At 39.4% G+C, this 15555-nt stretch carries 23 protein-coding genes; 2 read left to right on the top strand and 21 right to left on the bottom strand.

Going from position 1 to position 15555, the window contains the following annotated elements; all coding sequences use genetic code 11:
- Positions 1–40: 40 nt before the first annotated feature.
- Positions 41–1510: a glycine--tRNA ligase gene (locus M472_RS38115; RefSeq protein WP_021071244.1), complete on the top strand. Its 1470-nt coding sequence runs from the start codon at positions 41–43 to the stop codon at positions 1508–1510.
- Positions 1511–1601: 91 nt separating this feature from the next.
- Here the strand turns inward: M472_RS38115 and M472_RS46055 are convergent, their stop codons facing one another.
- Positions 1602–1706: a hypothetical protein gene (locus tag M472_RS46055; RefSeq protein ID WP_449448516.1), complete on the bottom strand. Its 105-nt coding sequence runs from the start codon at positions 1704–1706 to the stop codon at positions 1602–1604.
- Positions 1707–1784: 78 nt separating this feature from the next.
- Between M472_RS46055 and rpsU the strand changes: the two genes are divergently transcribed.
- The gene (rpsU, locus tag M472_RS38110; RefSeq protein ID WP_021071243.1) at positions 1785–1976 is read left to right on the top strand and encodes a 30S ribosomal protein S21; all 192 of its coding nucleotides are present in this window, start codon (positions 1785–1787) and stop codon (positions 1974–1976) included.
- Between the two features lie 84 nt (positions 1977–2060).
- On the opposite strand, the gene M472_RS38105 is transcribed toward rpsU, so the two are convergent.
- The 20 genes from M472_RS38105 to rpsH all read right to left on the bottom strand — a co-directional run bounded on the left by M472_RS38105 (position 2061) and on the right by rpsH (position 15490).
- Positions 2061–3134, bottom strand: a complete 1074-nt coding sequence (locus M472_RS38105; RefSeq protein WP_021071242.1) for a M20 family metallo-hydrolase — start codon at positions 3132–3134, stop codon at positions 2061–2063.
- Positions 3127–3927 (bottom strand): pyrroline-5-carboxylate reductase, encoded by an 801-nt coding sequence (proC, locus tag M472_RS38100; RefSeq protein ID WP_021071241.1) that lies wholly within the window; start codon positions 3925–3927, stop codon positions 3127–3129. The genes M472_RS38105 and proC overlap by 8 nt, the downstream gene beginning before the upstream one ends.
- A 20-nt stretch (positions 3928–3947) precedes the next feature.
- A complete protein-coding gene (gene argB / locus M472_RS38095; RefSeq protein WP_021071240.1) occupies positions 3948–4745 on the bottom strand; it encodes an acetylglutamate kinase in 798 nt (265 codons plus the stop codon).
- Between the two features lie 46 nt (positions 4746–4791).
- Complete coding sequence (locus tag M472_RS38090) at positions 4792–5757, bottom strand: Rossmann-fold NAD(P)-binding domain-containing protein (RefSeq protein ID WP_021071239.1); 966 nt, start codon at positions 5755–5757, stop codon at positions 4792–4794.
- A gap of 36 nt (positions 5758–5793) precedes the next feature.
- Positions 5794–6930: an aspartate aminotransferase family protein gene (locus M472_RS38085; RefSeq protein WP_021071238.1), complete on the bottom strand. Its 1137-nt coding sequence runs from the start codon at positions 6928–6930 to the stop codon at positions 5794–5796.
- A 158-nt stretch (positions 6931–7088) separates the two neighbouring features.
- Complete coding sequence (rplQ, locus tag M472_RS38080) at positions 7089–7619, bottom strand: 50S ribosomal protein L17 (RefSeq protein WP_022829405.1); 531 nt, start codon at positions 7617–7619, stop codon at positions 7089–7091.
- 111 nt (positions 7620–7730) lie between these two features.
- Positions 7731–8723 carry a DNA-directed RNA polymerase subunit alpha gene (locus M472_RS38075; protein ID WP_021071236.1) on the bottom strand — a complete coding sequence of 331 codons (993 nt, stop codon included), beginning with the start codon at positions 8721–8723 and terminating at the stop codon, positions 7731–7733.
- 93 nt (positions 8724–8816) lie between these two features.
- Positions 8817–9425 (bottom strand): 30S ribosomal protein S4, encoded by a 609-nt coding sequence (rpsD, locus tag M472_RS38070; RefSeq protein ID WP_021071235.1) that lies wholly within the window; start codon positions 9423–9425, stop codon positions 8817–8819.
- A gap of 67 nt (positions 9426–9492) precedes the next feature.
- A complete protein-coding gene (gene rpsK / locus M472_RS38065; RefSeq protein ID WP_021071234.1) occupies positions 9493–9882 on the bottom strand; it encodes a 30S ribosomal protein S11 in 390 nt (129 codons plus the stop codon).
- Between the two features lie 10 nt (positions 9883–9892).
- On the bottom strand, positions 9893–10270 hold the full coding sequence (rpsM, locus tag M472_RS38060) for a 30S ribosomal protein S13 (RefSeq protein ID WP_021071233.1): 378 nt from the start codon (positions 10268–10270) through the stop codon (positions 9893–9895).
- A 29-nt stretch (positions 10271–10299) separates the two neighbouring features.
- Positions 10300–10416, bottom strand: coding sequence for a type B 50S ribosomal protein L36 (gene ykgO / locus M472_RS38055; protein ID WP_021071232.1), 117 nt, complete (start codon positions 10414–10416; stop codon positions 10300–10302).
- A gap of 35 nt (positions 10417–10451) precedes the next feature.
- Entirely contained in the window at positions 10452–10670 is a 219-nt protein-coding gene (gene infA, locus M472_RS38050; protein WP_021071231.1) for a translation initiation factor IF-1, read from the bottom strand.
- 75 nt (positions 10671–10745) lie between these two features.
- Positions 10746–11528 (bottom strand): type I methionyl aminopeptidase, encoded by a 783-nt coding sequence (map, locus tag M472_RS38045; RefSeq protein ID WP_021071230.1) that lies wholly within the window; start codon positions 11526–11528, stop codon positions 10746–10748.
- Between the two features lie 9 nt (positions 11529–11537).
- Complete coding sequence (gene secY, locus M472_RS38040) at positions 11538–12875, bottom strand: preprotein translocase subunit SecY (RefSeq protein WP_021071229.1); 1338 nt, start codon at positions 12873–12875, stop codon at positions 11538–11540.
- Positions 12876–12878: 3 nt separating this feature from the next.
- Positions 12879–13325 (bottom strand): 50S ribosomal protein L15, encoded by a 447-nt coding sequence (gene rplO / locus M472_RS38035; protein ID WP_021071228.1) that lies wholly within the window; start codon positions 13323–13325, stop codon positions 12879–12881.
- Positions 13326–13438: 113 nt separating this feature from the next.
- The gene (rpmD, locus tag M472_RS38030; protein ID WP_021071227.1) at positions 13439–13618 is read right to left on the bottom strand and encodes a 50S ribosomal protein L30; all 180 of its coding nucleotides are present in this window, start codon (positions 13616–13618) and stop codon (positions 13439–13441) included.
- 5 nt (positions 13619–13623) lie between these two features.
- The gene (gene rpsE, locus M472_RS38025; RefSeq protein WP_021071226.1) at positions 13624–14142 is read right to left on the bottom strand and encodes a 30S ribosomal protein S5; all 519 of its coding nucleotides are present in this window, start codon (positions 14140–14142) and stop codon (positions 13624–13626) included.
- A gap of 12 nt (positions 14143–14154) precedes the next feature.
- The gene (gene rplR / locus M472_RS38020; RefSeq protein ID WP_021071225.1) at positions 14155–14508 is read right to left on the bottom strand and encodes a 50S ribosomal protein L18; all 354 of its coding nucleotides are present in this window, start codon (positions 14506–14508) and stop codon (positions 14155–14157) included.
- Positions 14509–14513: 5 nt separating this feature from the next.
- Positions 14514–15068, bottom strand: coding sequence for a 50S ribosomal protein L6 (gene rplF, locus M472_RS38015; protein WP_021071224.1), 555 nt, complete (start codon positions 15066–15068; stop codon positions 14514–14516).
- A gap of 23 nt (positions 15069–15091) precedes the next feature.
- Positions 15092–15490 carry a 30S ribosomal protein S8 gene (gene rpsH / locus M472_RS38010; RefSeq protein WP_021071223.1) on the bottom strand — a complete coding sequence of 133 codons (399 nt, stop codon included), beginning with the start codon at positions 15488–15490 and terminating at the stop codon, positions 15092–15094.
- Between the last annotated feature and the right edge of the window lie 65 nt (positions 15491–15555).

Raw genomic sequence — 15555 nt, 5'->3', positions numbered from 1 at the left:
CTTTTGCCGCTTTGGTAACCTTTATCTATATTTGTTTATCATGAGTAAGCAAACAGACGATTTATTTAAAAATATAGTATCTCACGCCAAGGAATATGGTTTTGTATTCCAGTCGAGTGAGATCTATGATGGCCTTAGTGCTGTGTACGATTATGGTCAGCTAGGTGCTGAGTTAAAAAACAACCTAAAGACCTATTGGTGGAAATCCATGGTGCAGTTAAATGAAAACATAGTAGGTATAGACTCCGCTATCTTCATGCACCCTACGATCTGGAAAGCATCCGGACACGTAGATGGGTTTAACGATCCGATGATCGACAATAAAGATTCTAAAAAGCGTTATCGTGCAGATCAGCTTATCGAAGATAAGATTGACCGATACGAAAAAGACGGCAAATCAGATAAAGCAGCACAACTTCAACAGGATCTGGATGATGCCCTTAATGCTGATGATTTGCCACGTCTTAAAACTATTATAGAAGAACATAATATCGTCTGCCCTGTTTCTGGCACCAAGAACTGGACCGAAGTCAGACAATTCAACCTGATGTTTGCTACCCAAATGGGAGCTATGGCAGATGGTGCTGAGCAGGTATATTTACGTCCGGAGACAGCACAAGGTATCTTTGTGAATTTTCTGAATGTCCAAAAAACAGGTCGGATGAAAATTCCTTTTGGTATCGCACAGATTGGCAAGGCCTTTCGTAATGAAGTCATTGCCCGTCAATTTATTATGCGCATGCGCGAATTCGAACAGATGGAACTTCAGTTTTTCGTACGTCCGGGCACAGAGCTGGAATGGTATGAAAAATGGAAAGAAACACGTCTAAAATGGCACTTGGCATTAGGTTCCAATCCTGCCAAATATCGTTACCACGATCACGTAAAACTGGCACACTATGCTAATGCTGCTGTGGATATAGAATATGATTTTCCTTTCGGCTTTAAAGAGGTGGAAGGTATCCACTCCCGTACAGATTTCGATCTAAAACAACATCAGGAATTTTCGAAGAAAAAAATGCAATACTTCGACCCTGAGATTAACCAGAACTATATCCCTTATGTCGTCGAGACATCCGTAGGGTTAGATCGTTTATTCTTAACAGTGTTTGCGAACTCTTTAGTACACGAAGATCTCTCGACCGAGGAAAAACAAGACTCCAGAGTTGTATTAAAGTTCCACCCTGCAATAGCTCCGGTCAAGGCCGCTATTTTTCCATTAACAAAGAAAGATGGACTACCGGAAAAAGCAAGGGAAATTATGAACAAGTTGAAATTGGACTTCAATATGCAGTATGATGAGAAAGATGCTATTGGTAAGCGTTATCGTCGCCAAGATGCTATCGGGACACCTTACTGTATCACCGTAGACCATCAGACACTGGAAGATAACACGGTAACTATCCGCCATCGTGATAGCATGGAGCAAGAACGCGTTGCTATTGACCAATTAAGAACTATAATTGGAGACTTAGTCAGCTGGAATAACTTATTGGATCAGCTCCAATAAAGAAGAGTATTATTAAGCTTTCATTACCTATAAAAAAGACGCACTACCTAAATAATAGTGCGTTTTTCTTTTTTTTACCAAGTGGTTTTTGCTAGAGGTGGCTTCTAGTACAGTTCACTCTATAACCGTCTGCAGCCGAAGCCCCCACTAGATACCATCGCCCCAGATACTGTACAAAAGCATATGGATTTACCAAACAATTTGTAATTGTCCCTTTAAAAGGTTATATTCCTAGTTCATCATTTAAAGCGAAAGAAAGGAGGTATATTAGGAAATGATTATTGTACATGTAAAAGAAGGAGAATCTTTGGATCGCGCATTAAAACGCTTAAAGAAGAAATTCAACAATACAGGGGTAATAAAAGAGCTGCGTGAGCGCCAGGCTTACGTCAAGAAATCTGTAGCCAAGCGAACACAGCGCAAAAAAGCTATTTATAAACAAGCCATGGCACAAGAGAACATATAAGTATATAGCGCAAAAAAGAGGGAACTATTGGTTCCCTCTTTTTTATTAAAAGCTGATTCAACAAGCCCTTATTTTAATAAATATCTAAAGAATCACCTCCTCCAACAACTGAATATAGAATTCTATTCCTTTCGCAACTTCATATTCGTATATATATTCGTCCGCGGTATGTGAACGGGCGGAGTCGCCGGGGCCAACTTTTACAGATGGAATGGGCAATAAAGCCTGATCACTCATTGTGGGACTGCCATACACTTTACACCCCAACTTTAATCCTGACTGTACTATGGGATGCTCTAAAGCGATCGTCGAAGGATTTAATCGAGTTGACCTAGGAGTTACTTCGGATCCAACATGCTCTCGAATGATATCTAGTACCTCTTCGTTCTGATAAACATCGGTTGTACGCACGTCTACAACGTATCTACATGTCGCAGGCACAACATTATGCTGTGTACCTGCATCAATCATTGTCACAGACATCTTAACAGGTCCCAAAAATTGAGACTCCTTAGAAAACTGATATGTCCTAAACCAATTGATGTCCTCAAATGCTTTATAAATAGCATTTATTCCTTCTTCACGCGCCGCATGTCCGGATTCCCCATGTGCTACACAATCCAAGACCATCAGTCCTTTCTCCGCAATAGCTAGATCCAACAAAGTAGGTTCGCCGACAATAGCAAAATCACAACATACAACGTGTTTATACGCTTCTTCAATCCCATCTCTACCAGATATTTCCTCTTCAGCAGAAGCTATTAGGCACAGGTTATACTTTAAATCCTCTTGTTCATAGAAGAACAAAAAAGCAGCGATTAGAGAAACTAGACACCCTCCCGCATCGTTACTTCCTAAACCGTACAATTTGCCTTCTTTTCTTATAGCTAAAAAAGGGTCATTCGTATAACCAGGGTTCGGCTTTACAGTATCGTGATGTGAATTTAGTAAAACAGTAGGCTTATCGACATCAAAAAACTTATTATAAACCAAGACATTATTACCAATACGCTTTACATCCGTAACACCTCGCTCTTCAAGAAAAGTCACCAAAAGCGTAGCTGTGGTGTGCTCTTCCCGACTAAAAGAAGGCGTAGCCACCAATTGAGATAGTAGCAACATACTATCATCGACCAATGAATCTATCGCTTTATTCATTATAAAGTCCACCTGCTTTCAATGCGGAAAGCTTAATACCTTTTATAAACGCTGAACTAAGTCCATTGTGCTCCATCTCATTCAACCCGGCGATAGTACAACCTTTTGGGGAGGTTACTTTGTCAATTTCGCTCTCTGGGTGACTATTAGTCTGAAGCAGTAAATCCGCAGCTCCTTTCGCAGTTTGTATAGCCATTTTTAAAGCATCATGTGCATGAAAGCCAATCTCAACACCTCCTTGAGAGGCGGCCCGTATAGCGCGAAGGAAGAAGGCTATACCACAAGCACATAGCGCGGTAGCAGATGTCATCAGCTCCTCATTAATCACGACAACTGAACCTACAGATTCAAAAATACGCTCTACTGTAGCAATAGCATCGCTAGAAGCATTGTCAGTAGCGATACAAGTCATCGATTGCCCAATGGCTATTGCTGTATTTGGCATGGCACGTACTACAGTACAGTCCTCGCCTAATATCGCCTTAACATCTTGACAAGAAACGCCCGAGGCGACAGAGATAACAAGCTGATCTTTCGTCAGACTTCCCGCAATCTCCTCCATCACTTTTCTAATCTGTTGCGGGAGTACGGACAATACAATAACATCTGCCCCCTGAATCGCATCCCTATTATTGTTACTTATTCCAAAGCCAAGAGACCTCTCTTCTTCCAAAGCAGCAATAGAACGTCTCGTTAGTACAATTTCTCCAGGGAGATAATAGCCTGTTTTCACCAATCCCTTCGCAAGGGAAAAACCAATATTACCAGAACCTATGATAGTGAGCTTGTTCATATTAAATAAGATTAGGTTGATTACTTTATAATTAGGCGTGTGCCAAATTTTTGCTGTTGAAATAAATGCAAATTAGTGGCATTGCCAATATATACGGATTTTACTCCTTTATTAATAGCGTCAAAGGCATTCTGTAACTTGGGAATCATTCCCTCACTGATAATCCCATTCGCTTTATAATTTTCAAACTGCTCCATTGCAATCGTCTCGATAACCGAATTGTCATCTAGAACATCCGATAGCACCCCATTCTTTTCAAAACAATATATCAACGAAACATCATACAATCCTGATAAGGAAGTAGATAATGCGGAGGCTATCGTATCTGCATTGGTATTTAACAACTGTCCGTTACCGTTATGAGTGATCGCAGAAAAAACTGGAGTAAATCCAGCCTCCAAAAATTTCTTTATCGCTGGCACATTTACCGAATCGACCAAGATATCTCCTACATAACCATAATCAATATCCTTTACCGGTCTTTTGATTGACTTGATAACATTTCCATCAGCCCCACTAAGGCCTATCGCATCGCACTGATACTTTTGCAGACTGGCTACGATCCTTTTATTCGTCAACCCGGCATACACCATAGTAACAACGTCCAGCATCTCCTTATCAGTAACCCTTCTTCCTTCGACCAATTTAGCTTCGACCCCCAACCTAGAACCTAGGCGAGTGGCAATTTTTCCGCCCCCATGTACCAAAATCTTTTTACCTGGTATAGCGGCAAATTTCTCTAAAAAAGCCTCTAACTGAATATCATCATCAATTACATTGCCCCCTATCTTAATAATATTCAATGTACTATTCGACATAGTTAAATTTAAAAGTCAAAAACTAAAAACAGCTGTCCGCGTTTGGCTATTTTTCCAAACTTTCCAACATCCGCTTCAAAACAACTTGGGCGGCCCATACCCGATTACTTGCCTCTTTAATCACCAAGGAGCTTGGTCCATCCAATATTTCTGATGACAATTCCAAATCCCTGCGTACAGGTAGACAATGCATAACCTTTGCGTCATTTGTCAATGACAGCTTTTGGTTATTCATCATCCAGTCTTCCGAAACCGGGTACACCTCGCCATACTCCTTATAGGAAGACCAGTTCTTTACATATACAAAATCTGCTCCCGAGAGGGCTTCATTCAGATTATTTGTAATTGTGGCACCTTTGGTAAAATTATCGGCGAGCTCATAACCAGCAGGATGTGCTACCGTAAATTCTACTAGGCCTTGTTCCTGTGCCTTGCACATCCATTCGGCGAAGGAGTTAGCCACAGCTTGCGGCAATGCTTTCACATGTGGAGCCCAAGCTAGAACAACCTTAGGTTTATCGACCTGTTTATACTCTGTAATCGTTATAAGGTCTGTCAGACTCTGCAAAGGGTGTCTCGTAGCACTTTCCAATGAAACGACAGGAACACCGCAGAACTTGATAAACTTATTGAACAGGTCTTCATTATAATCTGCTTCTTTGTCTTTCAAAGAAGGAAAACTACGCAACCCTAAAATATCGCAATATTCTCCCATTACGGCCGCCGCCTCACGTATATGTTCCACAGTAGTACCGTTCATAACGACACCATCCTGCGTCTCTAGAGCCCATCCATCTTTATCCATATTCATCACCATCACATTCATCCCTAGATTCATGGCTGCCTTCTGGGTACTAAGACGGGTACGGAGACTCGGATTTAAAAATACCAAGCCTAAGGTTTTATACCTACCTAACGATTCATTAGCATTAGGATTAGCCTTTAACTGAAGTGCTTCTTGTACAACTTCTTCTAGGCTATCGACGTCTTCAACGGAAAAAAACTTCTTCATCTTCTAAAAATAATTATTATTACGAAAAGTCCCTAACTATGCTTCTTTCAATCTTTCATCCAAGGCTTCTAAAAACCTGTCGGCAATCGCTTTGTCTATATTCAGAGCTGGAAGAATACGGATAACATTAGGCTTTGCCTCTCCTGTAAAAATACGATTCTTGGTCAGCAAACCCTTCTTCACATTAGATAGCTCGACAGGAAGGTCGATTCCGATCATAAGCCCTCTACCTCTCACTTCGTTAACTTTATCGAATCGTTTTAATTCGGAAATCAAGTATTCACCCACCACTCGTGCGTTATCCATTAAACTCTCTGCTTGAAAGATTTCCAGAACAGACACGGCGGCTGCACAAGCTAAATGGTTTCCGCCGAAGGTTGTCCCTAACAAGCCATAAGAAGCTTTATATTTGGGAGAAATACTAATCGCACCTATAGGAAATCCATTTCCCATTCCCTTGGCCATCGTATAGATATCCGCCTTTATACCGGCGTAGTCATGGGAATAAAAAATACCCGTTCTTCCATAACCACATTGTACCGAATCAGCTACAAATGTAGCTCCAAACTCGTCACATAATTGTCTAATCAGTCGTAAAAATGAAACAGAGGCTTCACGTATACCACCAACACCTTGAATACCTTCGATAATGACAGCAGCGACCTCGTTACCATAAGCAGAAAATGCATCAGATAAGGCTTCCTCATCATTAAAGGGTAAGAACACAGCATTATCTGTCTGATTAACCGGGGCTACAATAGCCGGATTGTCTGTAACTGCTACAGCCAATGATGTACGGCCATGAAAAGCTTTAGAAAATGAAATTACTTTCTTCCTCCCTGTATGGAACGAAGCGAGTTTCAAAGCATTCTCATTAGCTTCGGCTCCAGAGTTACATAAAAATAAGGCGTAATCTTCCTTGCCAGAAACCTCCCCCAGCAACTTCCCTAATCGCTTCTGAATTGGAATCTCAATAGAATTGGAATAAAAGCCAATTTCATTAAGTTGGGATGTAATCGAATGAACATAATGCGGGTGCGTATGCCCTACTGATATGACTGCATGACCTCCATACAAGTCTAAATATTCGTTACCTTCAGCGTCCCAAACAGCTGAGCCCTTGGCTCTCACGATATTAATTGGGTTGACAGGGTAAACATCAAACAAATTCATGAGCCTGATATTATTTAAGGTTGATAAAAAACTGTGTACAAATATAGTTAAGACATACTTAATACACTATGAAAAAACGTTTTAAAATATTCGAAAAAAAGAACAAAAAAAAGCCTATCATCGCTGATGATAGGCTTTTATATCTAGAATTGAAAAAATTAGTCTTTTTTCTCTTCTGTAGCAGGAGCTTCTTCCGTAGTAGCAGCTTCTTCAGCTTTTACTTCTTCAACAGCAGTTTCTACTACCTCTGTGCCTTCAGCGCCTTTTTTCTTAGCACCACCGCGACGGCGAGTAGTTTTCTTCTCAGCTTTAGCTTCTTTGCCATAAACTTCGTTGTAATCTACCAACTCGATGAAAGCCATCTCAGCATTATCGCCTAAACGGTTCTCCATCTTAATGATACGAGTATAACCTCCTGGGCGTGTAGCTACTTTCTCAGACACTTCGCGGAACAAAATAGTTACAGCTTCTTTATCTTTTAAGTAAGCAAATACCGTACGACGAGAGTGTGTCGTATCGTTTTTAGATTTTGTAATCAACGGCTCAACGTAAGTACGTAATGCTTTAGCTTTTGCTAAAGTAGTAGTGATACGTTTATGTTTGATTAATGAAGTCGCCATATTAGCTAACATCGCCTTACGGTGACTGTCAGTGCGGCCTAAGTGATTTACTTTTTTTCCGTGTCTCATTTTCTTAGTGTTTTTTCGTGCGTACCGTTCTTATGTATTATCTGCTCCTAACTCAAAGATCAGATATGACAAAGAGGAATTACGCAACAGGTCGCTTTATTTTATTTATTATTATTCTTCGTCTAGTTTAAACTTCGACAAGTTCATTCCGAATGATAAACCTTTCGATTTAACCAACTCTTGAATTTCACTTAAAGATTTTTTACCAAAGTTACGGAACTTCAACATATCAGCTACGTCGTAAGTTACCAACTCAGCCAAAGTACGAATATCCGCCGCTTTCAAACAGTTCAATGCACGTACCGAAAGATCTAAATCAACTAACTCTGTTTTCAAAACCTTACGCATATGTAAGATCTCTTCGTCAACAACTTTAGTTTCTTCCTTAGCTTGAGACTCCAACAACATATTCTCGTCAGAGAACAACATAAAGTGTTGTATAAGAATACGAGCTGCTTCCTTCAAAGCATCTTCTGGGTGAATTGAACCATCTGTAGAAATATCCAACAACAATTTCTCGTAGTCAGTTTTTTGCTCTACACGGTAGTTTTCAATAGTATATTTGACATTCTTAATCGGAGTGTAGATAGAATCTATAGCGATTAGTCCTACAGGTCCATCAACTACTTTATTCTCTTCTGCATTTACGTAACCACGTCCCTTAGCAACAGACAACTCTACTTCAATAGTAACAGAGCTCTCCATATTACAGATTACGAAGTCTGGATTCAATACAGTAAAGTTGTTAGAAAACTTAGTGATATCACCAGCTTTGAATTGTTCTTGACCATTGATAACTACAAAAATCTTCTCGCTGTCACCTTGCTCACCTGTCTTCTGAAAACGAACTTGTTTCAAGTTAAGGATAATCTCAGTTACGTCTTCCGCTACACCTTTAATCGTAGAGAATTCGTGTGACACGCCCGAAAATCTTACCGACGTAATTGCATATCCTTCTAGAGAGGACAATAAAATACGGCGTAAAGCATTACCAATAGTAACACCAAAACCTGGCTCTAATGGACGAAATTCGAAAGTACCATCAAAATCTGTAGATTTTTGCATGATAACTTTATCCGGTCTTTGAAATGCTAAAATTGCCATTTATAATATTTTAATATTTTTCAACAATGTGTATCTTAACAGCATATGCATAACTCCTTTATCATGAAAGGAATTATGCATAGCTATTAATTATTATTTAGAGTACAACTCTACGATTAAGTTCTCTTTAATATTCTCAGGAATATCAGCACGCTCTGGGTATGTCAGGAACTTACCTGTCAATCCTTTAGCGTCCCACTCTAACCAACCGTATTTGTTGATTGTTCTTCCCGCTACAGAATTAGAGATAGCCTCTAATGCTTGTGAGCGCTCACGAACAGCGATGACATCACCTGGACGAATGCTATATGATGGAATGTTAACGACATTACCGTTAACAGTAATATGCTTGTGTGAAACTAACTGACGAGCAGCGGCACGGGTAGTTGCGATACCTAAACGGTATACTACGTTATCCAAACGAGCTTCTAATAATTTCAAGAAGTTCTCACCTGTAATACCTTGCTTCGCAGCTGCTTTTACGAATAGGTTAGAGAACTGACGCTCTAAAACACCATAAGTATACTTAGCTTTTTGTTTTTCTAACAACTGAATAGCGTATTCAGATTGCTTTCCTCTTCTTTTAGATGGACCATGTTGTCCAGGAGGATAATTCTTTTTTTCTAATGCTTTATCAGGGCCAAAAATTGGTTCTCTGAATTTACGTGCAATTTTGGACTTAGGTCCTGTATATCTTGCCATTTCTTTCTCTGTTTGAAGTATCTATCAGTCTTTAACTGATGAATCTTAATCTTAAACAATAATATTATTAAACTCTTCTACGTTTTGGAGGACGACAACCGTTGTGAGGAAGTGGAGTAATATCCTTGATAGTAGTTACATCGATTCCTACAGTCTGTAAAGTACGGATAGCAGACTCACGTCCTGCACCTGGTCCTTTAACAAAAACCTCAACTTTGCGCAATCCTAAATCGTGAGCAACTTTACCACAGTCACTTGCTGCTTGTCCTGCTGCATATGGAGTGTTCTTTTTAGAACCTCTAAAGCCCATTTTACCAGCCGACGACCATGAGATAGTTTGACCAGAATTATTAGTCAAAGTGATAATAATGTTATTAAAAGTAGCGTTGATGTGAGCTTGACCAACAGGCTCAATTACAACGATACGTTTTTTTGCGACTTTTTTGCTTTTAGCCATTTCTTACTTGTTATTTAGTAGCTTTTTTCTTGTTTGCAACTGTTTTACGTTTTCCTTTACGGGTACGTGAGTTGTTTTTTGTACGTTGACCACGAACTGGTAAATGCTTACGGTGACGTAAACCACGGTAACAACCGATATCCATCAAACGTTTAATGTTCAATTGAACCTCTGAACGCAAAGCACCTTCTACTTTAATTTCGTCATTAATAATTGTACGAATAGCAGCCAATTGATCATCGTTCCACTCGGAAACTTTAACATCTTGACTAATACCTGCTTTATCTAAGATATAAGCGGCAGTCGCACTACCAATACCAAAAATGTAGGTAAGGCCGATAACTCCTCTTTTGTTTTTAGGTAAATCTATACCTGATATCCTTGCCATATAATATTTTAAGCGATTTTGTTAATTAATTATCCCTGACGTTGTTTGAATTTAGGGTTCTTTTTGTTGATTACAAAAATCTTTCCTTTACGACGGATGATCTTACAATCCGCACTACGTTTTTTTACTGATGCTCTTACTTTCATTTTATAAATTATTAAGCTCTTCGCAGAGCAATACCTTATTTATAACGGTATGTTATCCTTCCTTTTGTTAAATCATAAGGAGACATCTCCAATTTAACCTTGTCACCAGGTAAAATCTTGATATAATGCATACGCATTTTACCAGAAATATGGGCGATTATCTCGTGTCCATTCTCTAACTCTACCCTAAACATAGCATTGGATAATGCTTCTTTAATAATACCGTCTTGTTCTATCGAGGCTTGTTTAGCCATATATCAATTACTTATTAATGTTTTATAGCCTGCACCAACAGGAGTGCAAAGATAAATAAAAATATTGAAAACCAACTACTTTTTATTCAAAACTTCCTCAACTTCATCAAAATTCAACAAGACGTCAGGTTGTCCCTTTCTTATTGCAACCATCTGTTCGAAATGTGCAGAAAGCTTTCCGTCAATCGTACTTACCGTCCACCCATCTTCCCAAAAACGAACCCCGGATTTTCCCGCATTGATCATAGGTTCAATACAAATAATCAGACCGGATTCCAACTTTGGACCAGACCCTCTTTTCCCGTAGTTCGGAACTTCAGGTTTCTCGTGCAGATGCAATCCAACACCATGTCCAACCAACTCCCTTACAATTCCGAAATTATAAGGCTGTACGTATTCTTGAATAGCTGATGAAATGTCCCCTACCCTTTTACCTGCTACCGCCTGTTCCACACCTTTATACAAAGATGCCTTTGTTACATCAAGCAATTGCTGAGCTTCTGCCGAAATTTCGCCAATACCGAATGTATAGGCCGAATCAGAGATAAAACCATTGAGATTTACACCCCCATCAACGGATACCAAATCTCCATCCTTGATTTCATAGTCACTAGGAAAGCCATGTACTATTTGATCATTAACGGAAATACATAACGAGTAAGGAAAGCCATGATAATTCAAAAAAGCAGGAGTACCGCCATTGTCATGAATAAAATCATAAGCCAACTTGTCTAACGAAAGTGTCGTTATTCCAGGTTTGATTACTTTAGCTATTTCAGCAAGTAAATGCGAGAGGACCTTTGCAGACTCTCGCACTTGCTCAATTTGTTCTTCTGTTTTATAAATTACTTTAGACATCTAAAGATATTAAATAGCAGATTGATCATATCCTTCTACGCCCGCCGCCGAACGACCTTTAACTCTTCCAGTCTTCATTAAGCCATCGTAATGACGCATTAACAAATGTGACTCGATTTGCTGAAGGGTATCCAATACTACACCTACGAGAATCAATAGGGAAGTACCGCCATAGAAATGTGCAAACTGGTTATTAACACCGGCAGCACTAGCTATAGCAGGCATTATCGCAATGATCGCTAAAAAAACTGCACCTGGGAAGGTAATACGAGAGATTACATTATCTATAAATAGATTGGTGTCATATCCCGGCTTGATTCCAGGTACAAAGCCCCCATTTTTCTTCATGTCTTCAGACATCTGTTGAGGATTTACCATAATAGCAGTATAGAAAAATGTAAACGCTATAATCAATACAGCGAAAGTTACATTATATGCTACGGAAGTAAAATTAGTCAATGAAGTCAAAAAGTCCGACTGAAGATTTGGAAAAAACTGCGCCAATGACATTGGTAAAAACATGATCGCTTGTGCGAAGATAATCGGCATTACACCCGCCGCATTAACCTTTAAGGGTATATACTGACGTACGCCACCAACCTGCTTGTTTCCAACAATCTTTTTCGCATACTGTACCGGTATTTTGCGAACTCCTTGAACGATCAGAATAGTAAAGATCACAATGAAGAATAGCGCAATAGCCTCAATCAAAATAGGAATGATACCGCCGCCGCTAGGACTCATACGTGATGCCCATTCAGCAACCGCACCGCCCGGCAACTGTGCAATAATACCTGCCATAATGATTAAAGAGATACCATTTCCGATACCTTTATCGGTGATTTTCTCACCCAACCACATCACAAACAACGTACCCGCAGTCAAAACAATTGCAGCAAGAATAGTGAACATAGGATCTGCAATAGTCTTTGCAGCTGGCTCTATTTGTGTTTTGACGTAAGCAACAGCTTGTACTAATGTAATAGCTAATGTCAGATAACGAGTTATCTGCGTCATTTTCTTACGGCCAGACTCACCTTCTTTTTGCATTTTTTGAAATGCAGGAACAGCAATCCCCAATAATTGTACAACGATCGATGCAGAAATATAAGGCATTACACCTAAAGCAAAGATAGCCGAGCGAGAGAATGACCCCCCAGCGAACATATCCAAAAGTCCAAGAAGACCTTCTTTTTGCCCTGTAGCTAATGCATCTGGATTAACACCTGGCAATACCACGTGACATCCAATACGATAAATAAGAAGAAACAGTAACGTATTAATAATACGTTTACGTAAATCTTCAATTTTCCATATATTGGTTAAGGTTGTGATTAGTTTCTTCATGTATTAAAGTTTTACGATGGAACCACCTGCAGCTTCAATAGCTTTTTGAGCTGAAGCTGAAAATGCATGTGCTTTAACTTCAACTTTAGCAGTAAACTCTCCACGACCTAAAACTTTTACTAAGTCATTTTTAGAAACTAAACCATGTTCTTTCAATGTATCGAAATCAACAACTGTAAGGTTATATTTTTCTACTAAACTTTGTAAAACGTCTAAGTTTACACCATTGTATTCAACACGGTTAGCATTTTTGAAACCAAACTTAGGTACACGACGTTGCAAAGGCATCTGACCACCTTCGAAACCTATTTTAGTCGAGTGACCTGAACGAGATCCGGCACCTTTGTGACCGCGAGTAGATGTACCACCACGACCAGAACCTTGACCACGACCTATACGTTTTCTGCTTTTTGTTGAACCAGCTGCTGGTTTTAAATTACTTAAGTTCATTTTAAACTAAGATTATGTTGCGCCTTCGCTTTCACTAAACAGGACACAACGATTAACAATAAAATTATAAACAACTAATGGAAAGAACCGAAATTCTTTCCATAGTTATGTTTTTAGATAGTCTCGATAGCTACTAAATGGTTCACTTTACGAACCATACCGATAATAGCCGGTGTAGCCTCAACTTCTACTGAGTGATTGATCTTTTTCAATCCCAATGCCTCAATAGTTTTCTTTTGGCGCTCGCTTCTGTCGATAACGCTCTTTATCTGGGTGATTTTGATTTTTGCCATGATAATTAACCGTTAAATACTTTGTTTAAATCGACACCGCGGTGTTGAGCCACTGTATATGCATCACGCATATTAGCTAAAGCATCAATTGTTGCTTTTACCACGTTGTGCGGGTTTGATGATCCTAATGACTTCGCTAATACATCTTTGATACCAGCAGACTCCAACACAGCACGCATCGCACCACCTGCTAGTACACCTGTACCATCAACAGCTGGTTTGATCAATACTGAACCGCCTGAGAATTTACCGTATTGCTCGTGAGGTACTGTTCCTTTAATAATAGGAACCTTCACCAAGTTCTTCTTTGCATCATCGATACCTTTAGTAATTGCTTCAGTAACCTCTTTAGCTTTTCCTAAACCGAAACCAACGATACCGTTTTCGTCACCAACGACTACGATAGCAGAGAAACTGAAAGTACGACCACCTTTAGTTACTTTTGCCACACGTTGGATGCTTACTAAGCGATCTTTCAATTCAATCTCGCTTGACTTTACTCTTTTAATATTGCTTAATGCCATTTTTTCTATCAATTAAAAGTCTAAACCGCCTTCGCGAGCACCCTCTGCCAATGATTTAACACGGCCGTGATACAAGTACCCATTACGGTCAAAAACTACTTTACTAATACCTGCTGCTACTGCTTTTTCGGCAACTAACTTACCAACAGCTTTAGATTGCTCTACTTTATTTCCTGATGCTACAAAATCTTTTGACGAACTAGAAGCAGACGCCAATGTTTTACCTGTAGTATCATCAATAACTTGCGCATAGATACCTTTATTTGATCTGAAAACAGACAAACGAGGACGCTCAATAGATCCAGTCAGGTGTTTTCTTATTCCCTTTTTAATTCGCTCTCTGCGAGATGTTTTAATTCCTGCCATGGTTATTATTTTTTAGCTGATTTACCTGCTTTTCTTCTTAATACTTCACCTACAAACTTGACACCTTTACCTTTGTATGGTTCTGGTTTACGGAAGCTGCGGATTTTTGCTGCTATCTGTCCGATTAATTGTTTGTCTGTCGATTCCAAAGTGATAGTAGGATTTTTACCTTTCTCAGCAGTTGTTGAAACCTTAACTTCCTGTGGCAATACGAAAACAATCGGGTGAGAGAAACCTAAAGTCAACTCTAAAATATTACCGTTGTTTGATGCACGGTAACCAACACCGACTAACTCTTGAGTAGTTTTATAACCGTCTGTTACACCCACAACCATATTCTGGATTAGTGCGCGGTATAACCCGTGTAATGCTTTGTGTTTTTTCTGCTCAGTAGGACGAGAGACAACGATATTACCGTCTTCTTCTTTAACAGAAATGTCGCTATCTACTTTCTGAGTTAATTCACCTTTAGGACCTTTTACTGTTACCAGATTCTTGTCTGATACAGAAATCGATACTCCCGAAGGAATAGCGATAGGTGCTTTTCCAATTCTTGACATTTTTTTGTGTGTTTTTTCCTAGATTAATAAACGTAACATAAAACTTCACCACCAACGTTTTGTAAACGGGCTTCTTTGTCTGTCATAACTCCTTTAGAAGTTGACAAAACTGCGATACCCAAACCGTTCAAAACGCGAGGCATGTTTTCAACACTTGCATACTTTCTTAAACCAGGTTTACTCACACGTGTCAATGTGCGAATAGCCGGCACTTTGCTAATTGGGTTGTATTTCAACGCAATTTTGATAGAACCCTGAGGTCCTTCTTCTACGAATTTGTAATTAGCAATGTAACCTTTGTCAAAAAGAACTTTAGTAATTTCTTTCTTTAGGTTCGATGCAGGAATTTCAACAACCCTGTGGTTGGCCTTAATGGCATTCCTTACTCGTGTAAGGTAATCCGCTATTGGATCTGTATTCATTATATAATATAAATTGTGATAATGGTTTCAATTCCCGACCATCGGGAGAAGACCTATTATCGGTA

Source organism: Sphingobacterium paucimobilis HER1398, assembly GCF_000416985.1.
Classification (GTDB): domain Bacteria; phylum Bacteroidota; class Bacteroidia; order Sphingobacteriales; family Sphingobacteriaceae; genus Sphingobacterium; species Sphingobacterium paucimobilis.
The sequence above is the reverse complement of the archived record's forward strand: the minus strand, read 5'-3'. Positions and strand labels throughout refer to the sequence as shown.

What these genes read in the sequence shown, in the direction of transcription:
- infA (WP_021071231.1), bottom strand. Translation starts at nt 10,670, where the DNA reads ATGGCTAAACAAGCCTCGATAGAACAAGACGGTATTATTAAAGAAGCA.
- rpsE (WP_021071226.1), bottom strand. Translation starts at nt 14,142, where the DNA reads ATGGCATTAAGCAATATTAAAAGAGTAAAGTCAAGCGAGATTGAATTG.
- M472_RS38085 (WP_021071238.1), bottom strand. Translation starts at nt 6,930, where the DNA reads ATGAATTTGTTTGATGTTTACCCTGTCAACCCAATTAATATCGTGAGA.
- ykgO (WP_021071232.1), bottom strand. Translation starts at nt 10,416, where the DNA reads ATGAAAGTAAGAGCATCAGTAAAAAAACGTAGTGCGGATTGTAAGATC.
- proC (WP_021071241.1), bottom strand. Translation starts at nt 3,927, where the DNA reads ATGAACAAGCTCACTATCATAGGTTCTGGTAATATTGGTTTTTCCCTT.
- rpsM (WP_021071233.1), bottom strand. Translation starts at nt 10,270, where the DNA reads ATGGCAAGGATATCAGGTATAGATTTACCTAAAAACAAAAGAGGAGTT.
- secY (WP_021071229.1), bottom strand. Translation starts at nt 12,875, where the DNA reads ATGAAGAAACTAATCACAACCTTAACCAATATATGGAAAATTGAAGAT.
- M472_RS38115 (WP_021071244.1), top strand. Translation starts at nt 41, where the DNA reads ATGAGTAAGCAAACAGACGATTTATTTAAAAATATAGTATCTCACGCC.
- rpmD (WP_021071227.1), bottom strand. Translation starts at nt 13,618, where the DNA reads ATGGCAAAAATCAAAATCACCCAGATAAAGAGCGTTATCGACAGAAGC.
- rplR (WP_021071225.1), bottom strand. Translation starts at nt 14,508, where the DNA reads ATGGCAGGAATTAAAACATCTCGCAGAGAGCGAATTAAAAAGGGAATA.
- M472_RS38105 (WP_021071242.1), bottom strand. Translation starts at nt 3,134, where the DNA reads ATGAATAAAGCGATAGATTCATTGGTCGATGATAGTATGTTGCTACTA.
- map (WP_021071230.1), bottom strand. Translation starts at nt 11,528, where the DNA reads ATGTCTAAAGTAATTTATAAAACAGAAGAACAAATTGAGCAAGTGCGA.
- rpsK (WP_021071234.1), bottom strand. Translation starts at nt 9,882, where the DNA reads ATGGCTAAAAGCAAAAAAGTCGCAAAAAAACGTATCGTTGTAATTGAG.
- rpsD (WP_021071235.1), bottom strand. Translation starts at nt 9,425, where the DNA reads ATGGCAAGATATACAGGACCTAAGTCCAAAATTGCACGTAAATTCAGA.
- rpsH (WP_021071223.1), bottom strand. Translation starts at nt 15,490, where the DNA reads ATGAATACAGATCCAATAGCGGATTACCTTACACGAGTAAGGAATGCC.
- argB (WP_021071240.1), bottom strand. Translation starts at nt 4,745, where the DNA reads ATGTCGAATAGTACATTGAATATTATTAAGATAGGGGGCAATGTAATT.
- rplF (WP_021071224.1), bottom strand. Translation starts at nt 15,068, where the DNA reads ATGTCAAGAATTGGAAAAGCACCTATCGCTATTCCTTCGGGAGTATCG.
- rpsU (WP_021071243.1), top strand. Translation starts at nt 1,785, where the DNA reads ATGATTATTGTACATGTAAAAGAAGGAGAATCTTTGGATCGCGCATTA.
- M472_RS38075 (WP_021071236.1), bottom strand. Translation starts at nt 8,723, where the DNA reads ATGGCAATTTTAGCATTTCAAAGACCGGATAAAGTTATCATGCAAAAA.
- rplO (WP_021071228.1), bottom strand. Translation starts at nt 13,325, where the DNA reads ATGAACTTAAGTAATTTAAAACCAGCAGCTGGTTCAACAAAAAGCAGA.
- M472_RS38090 (WP_021071239.1), bottom strand. Translation starts at nt 5,757, where the DNA reads ATGAAGAAGTTTTTTTCCGTTGAAGACGTCGATAGCCTAGAAGAAGTT.
- rplQ (WP_022829405.1), bottom strand. Translation starts at nt 7,619, where the DNA reads ATGAGACACGGAAAAAAAGTAAATCACTTAGGCCGCACTGACAGTCAC.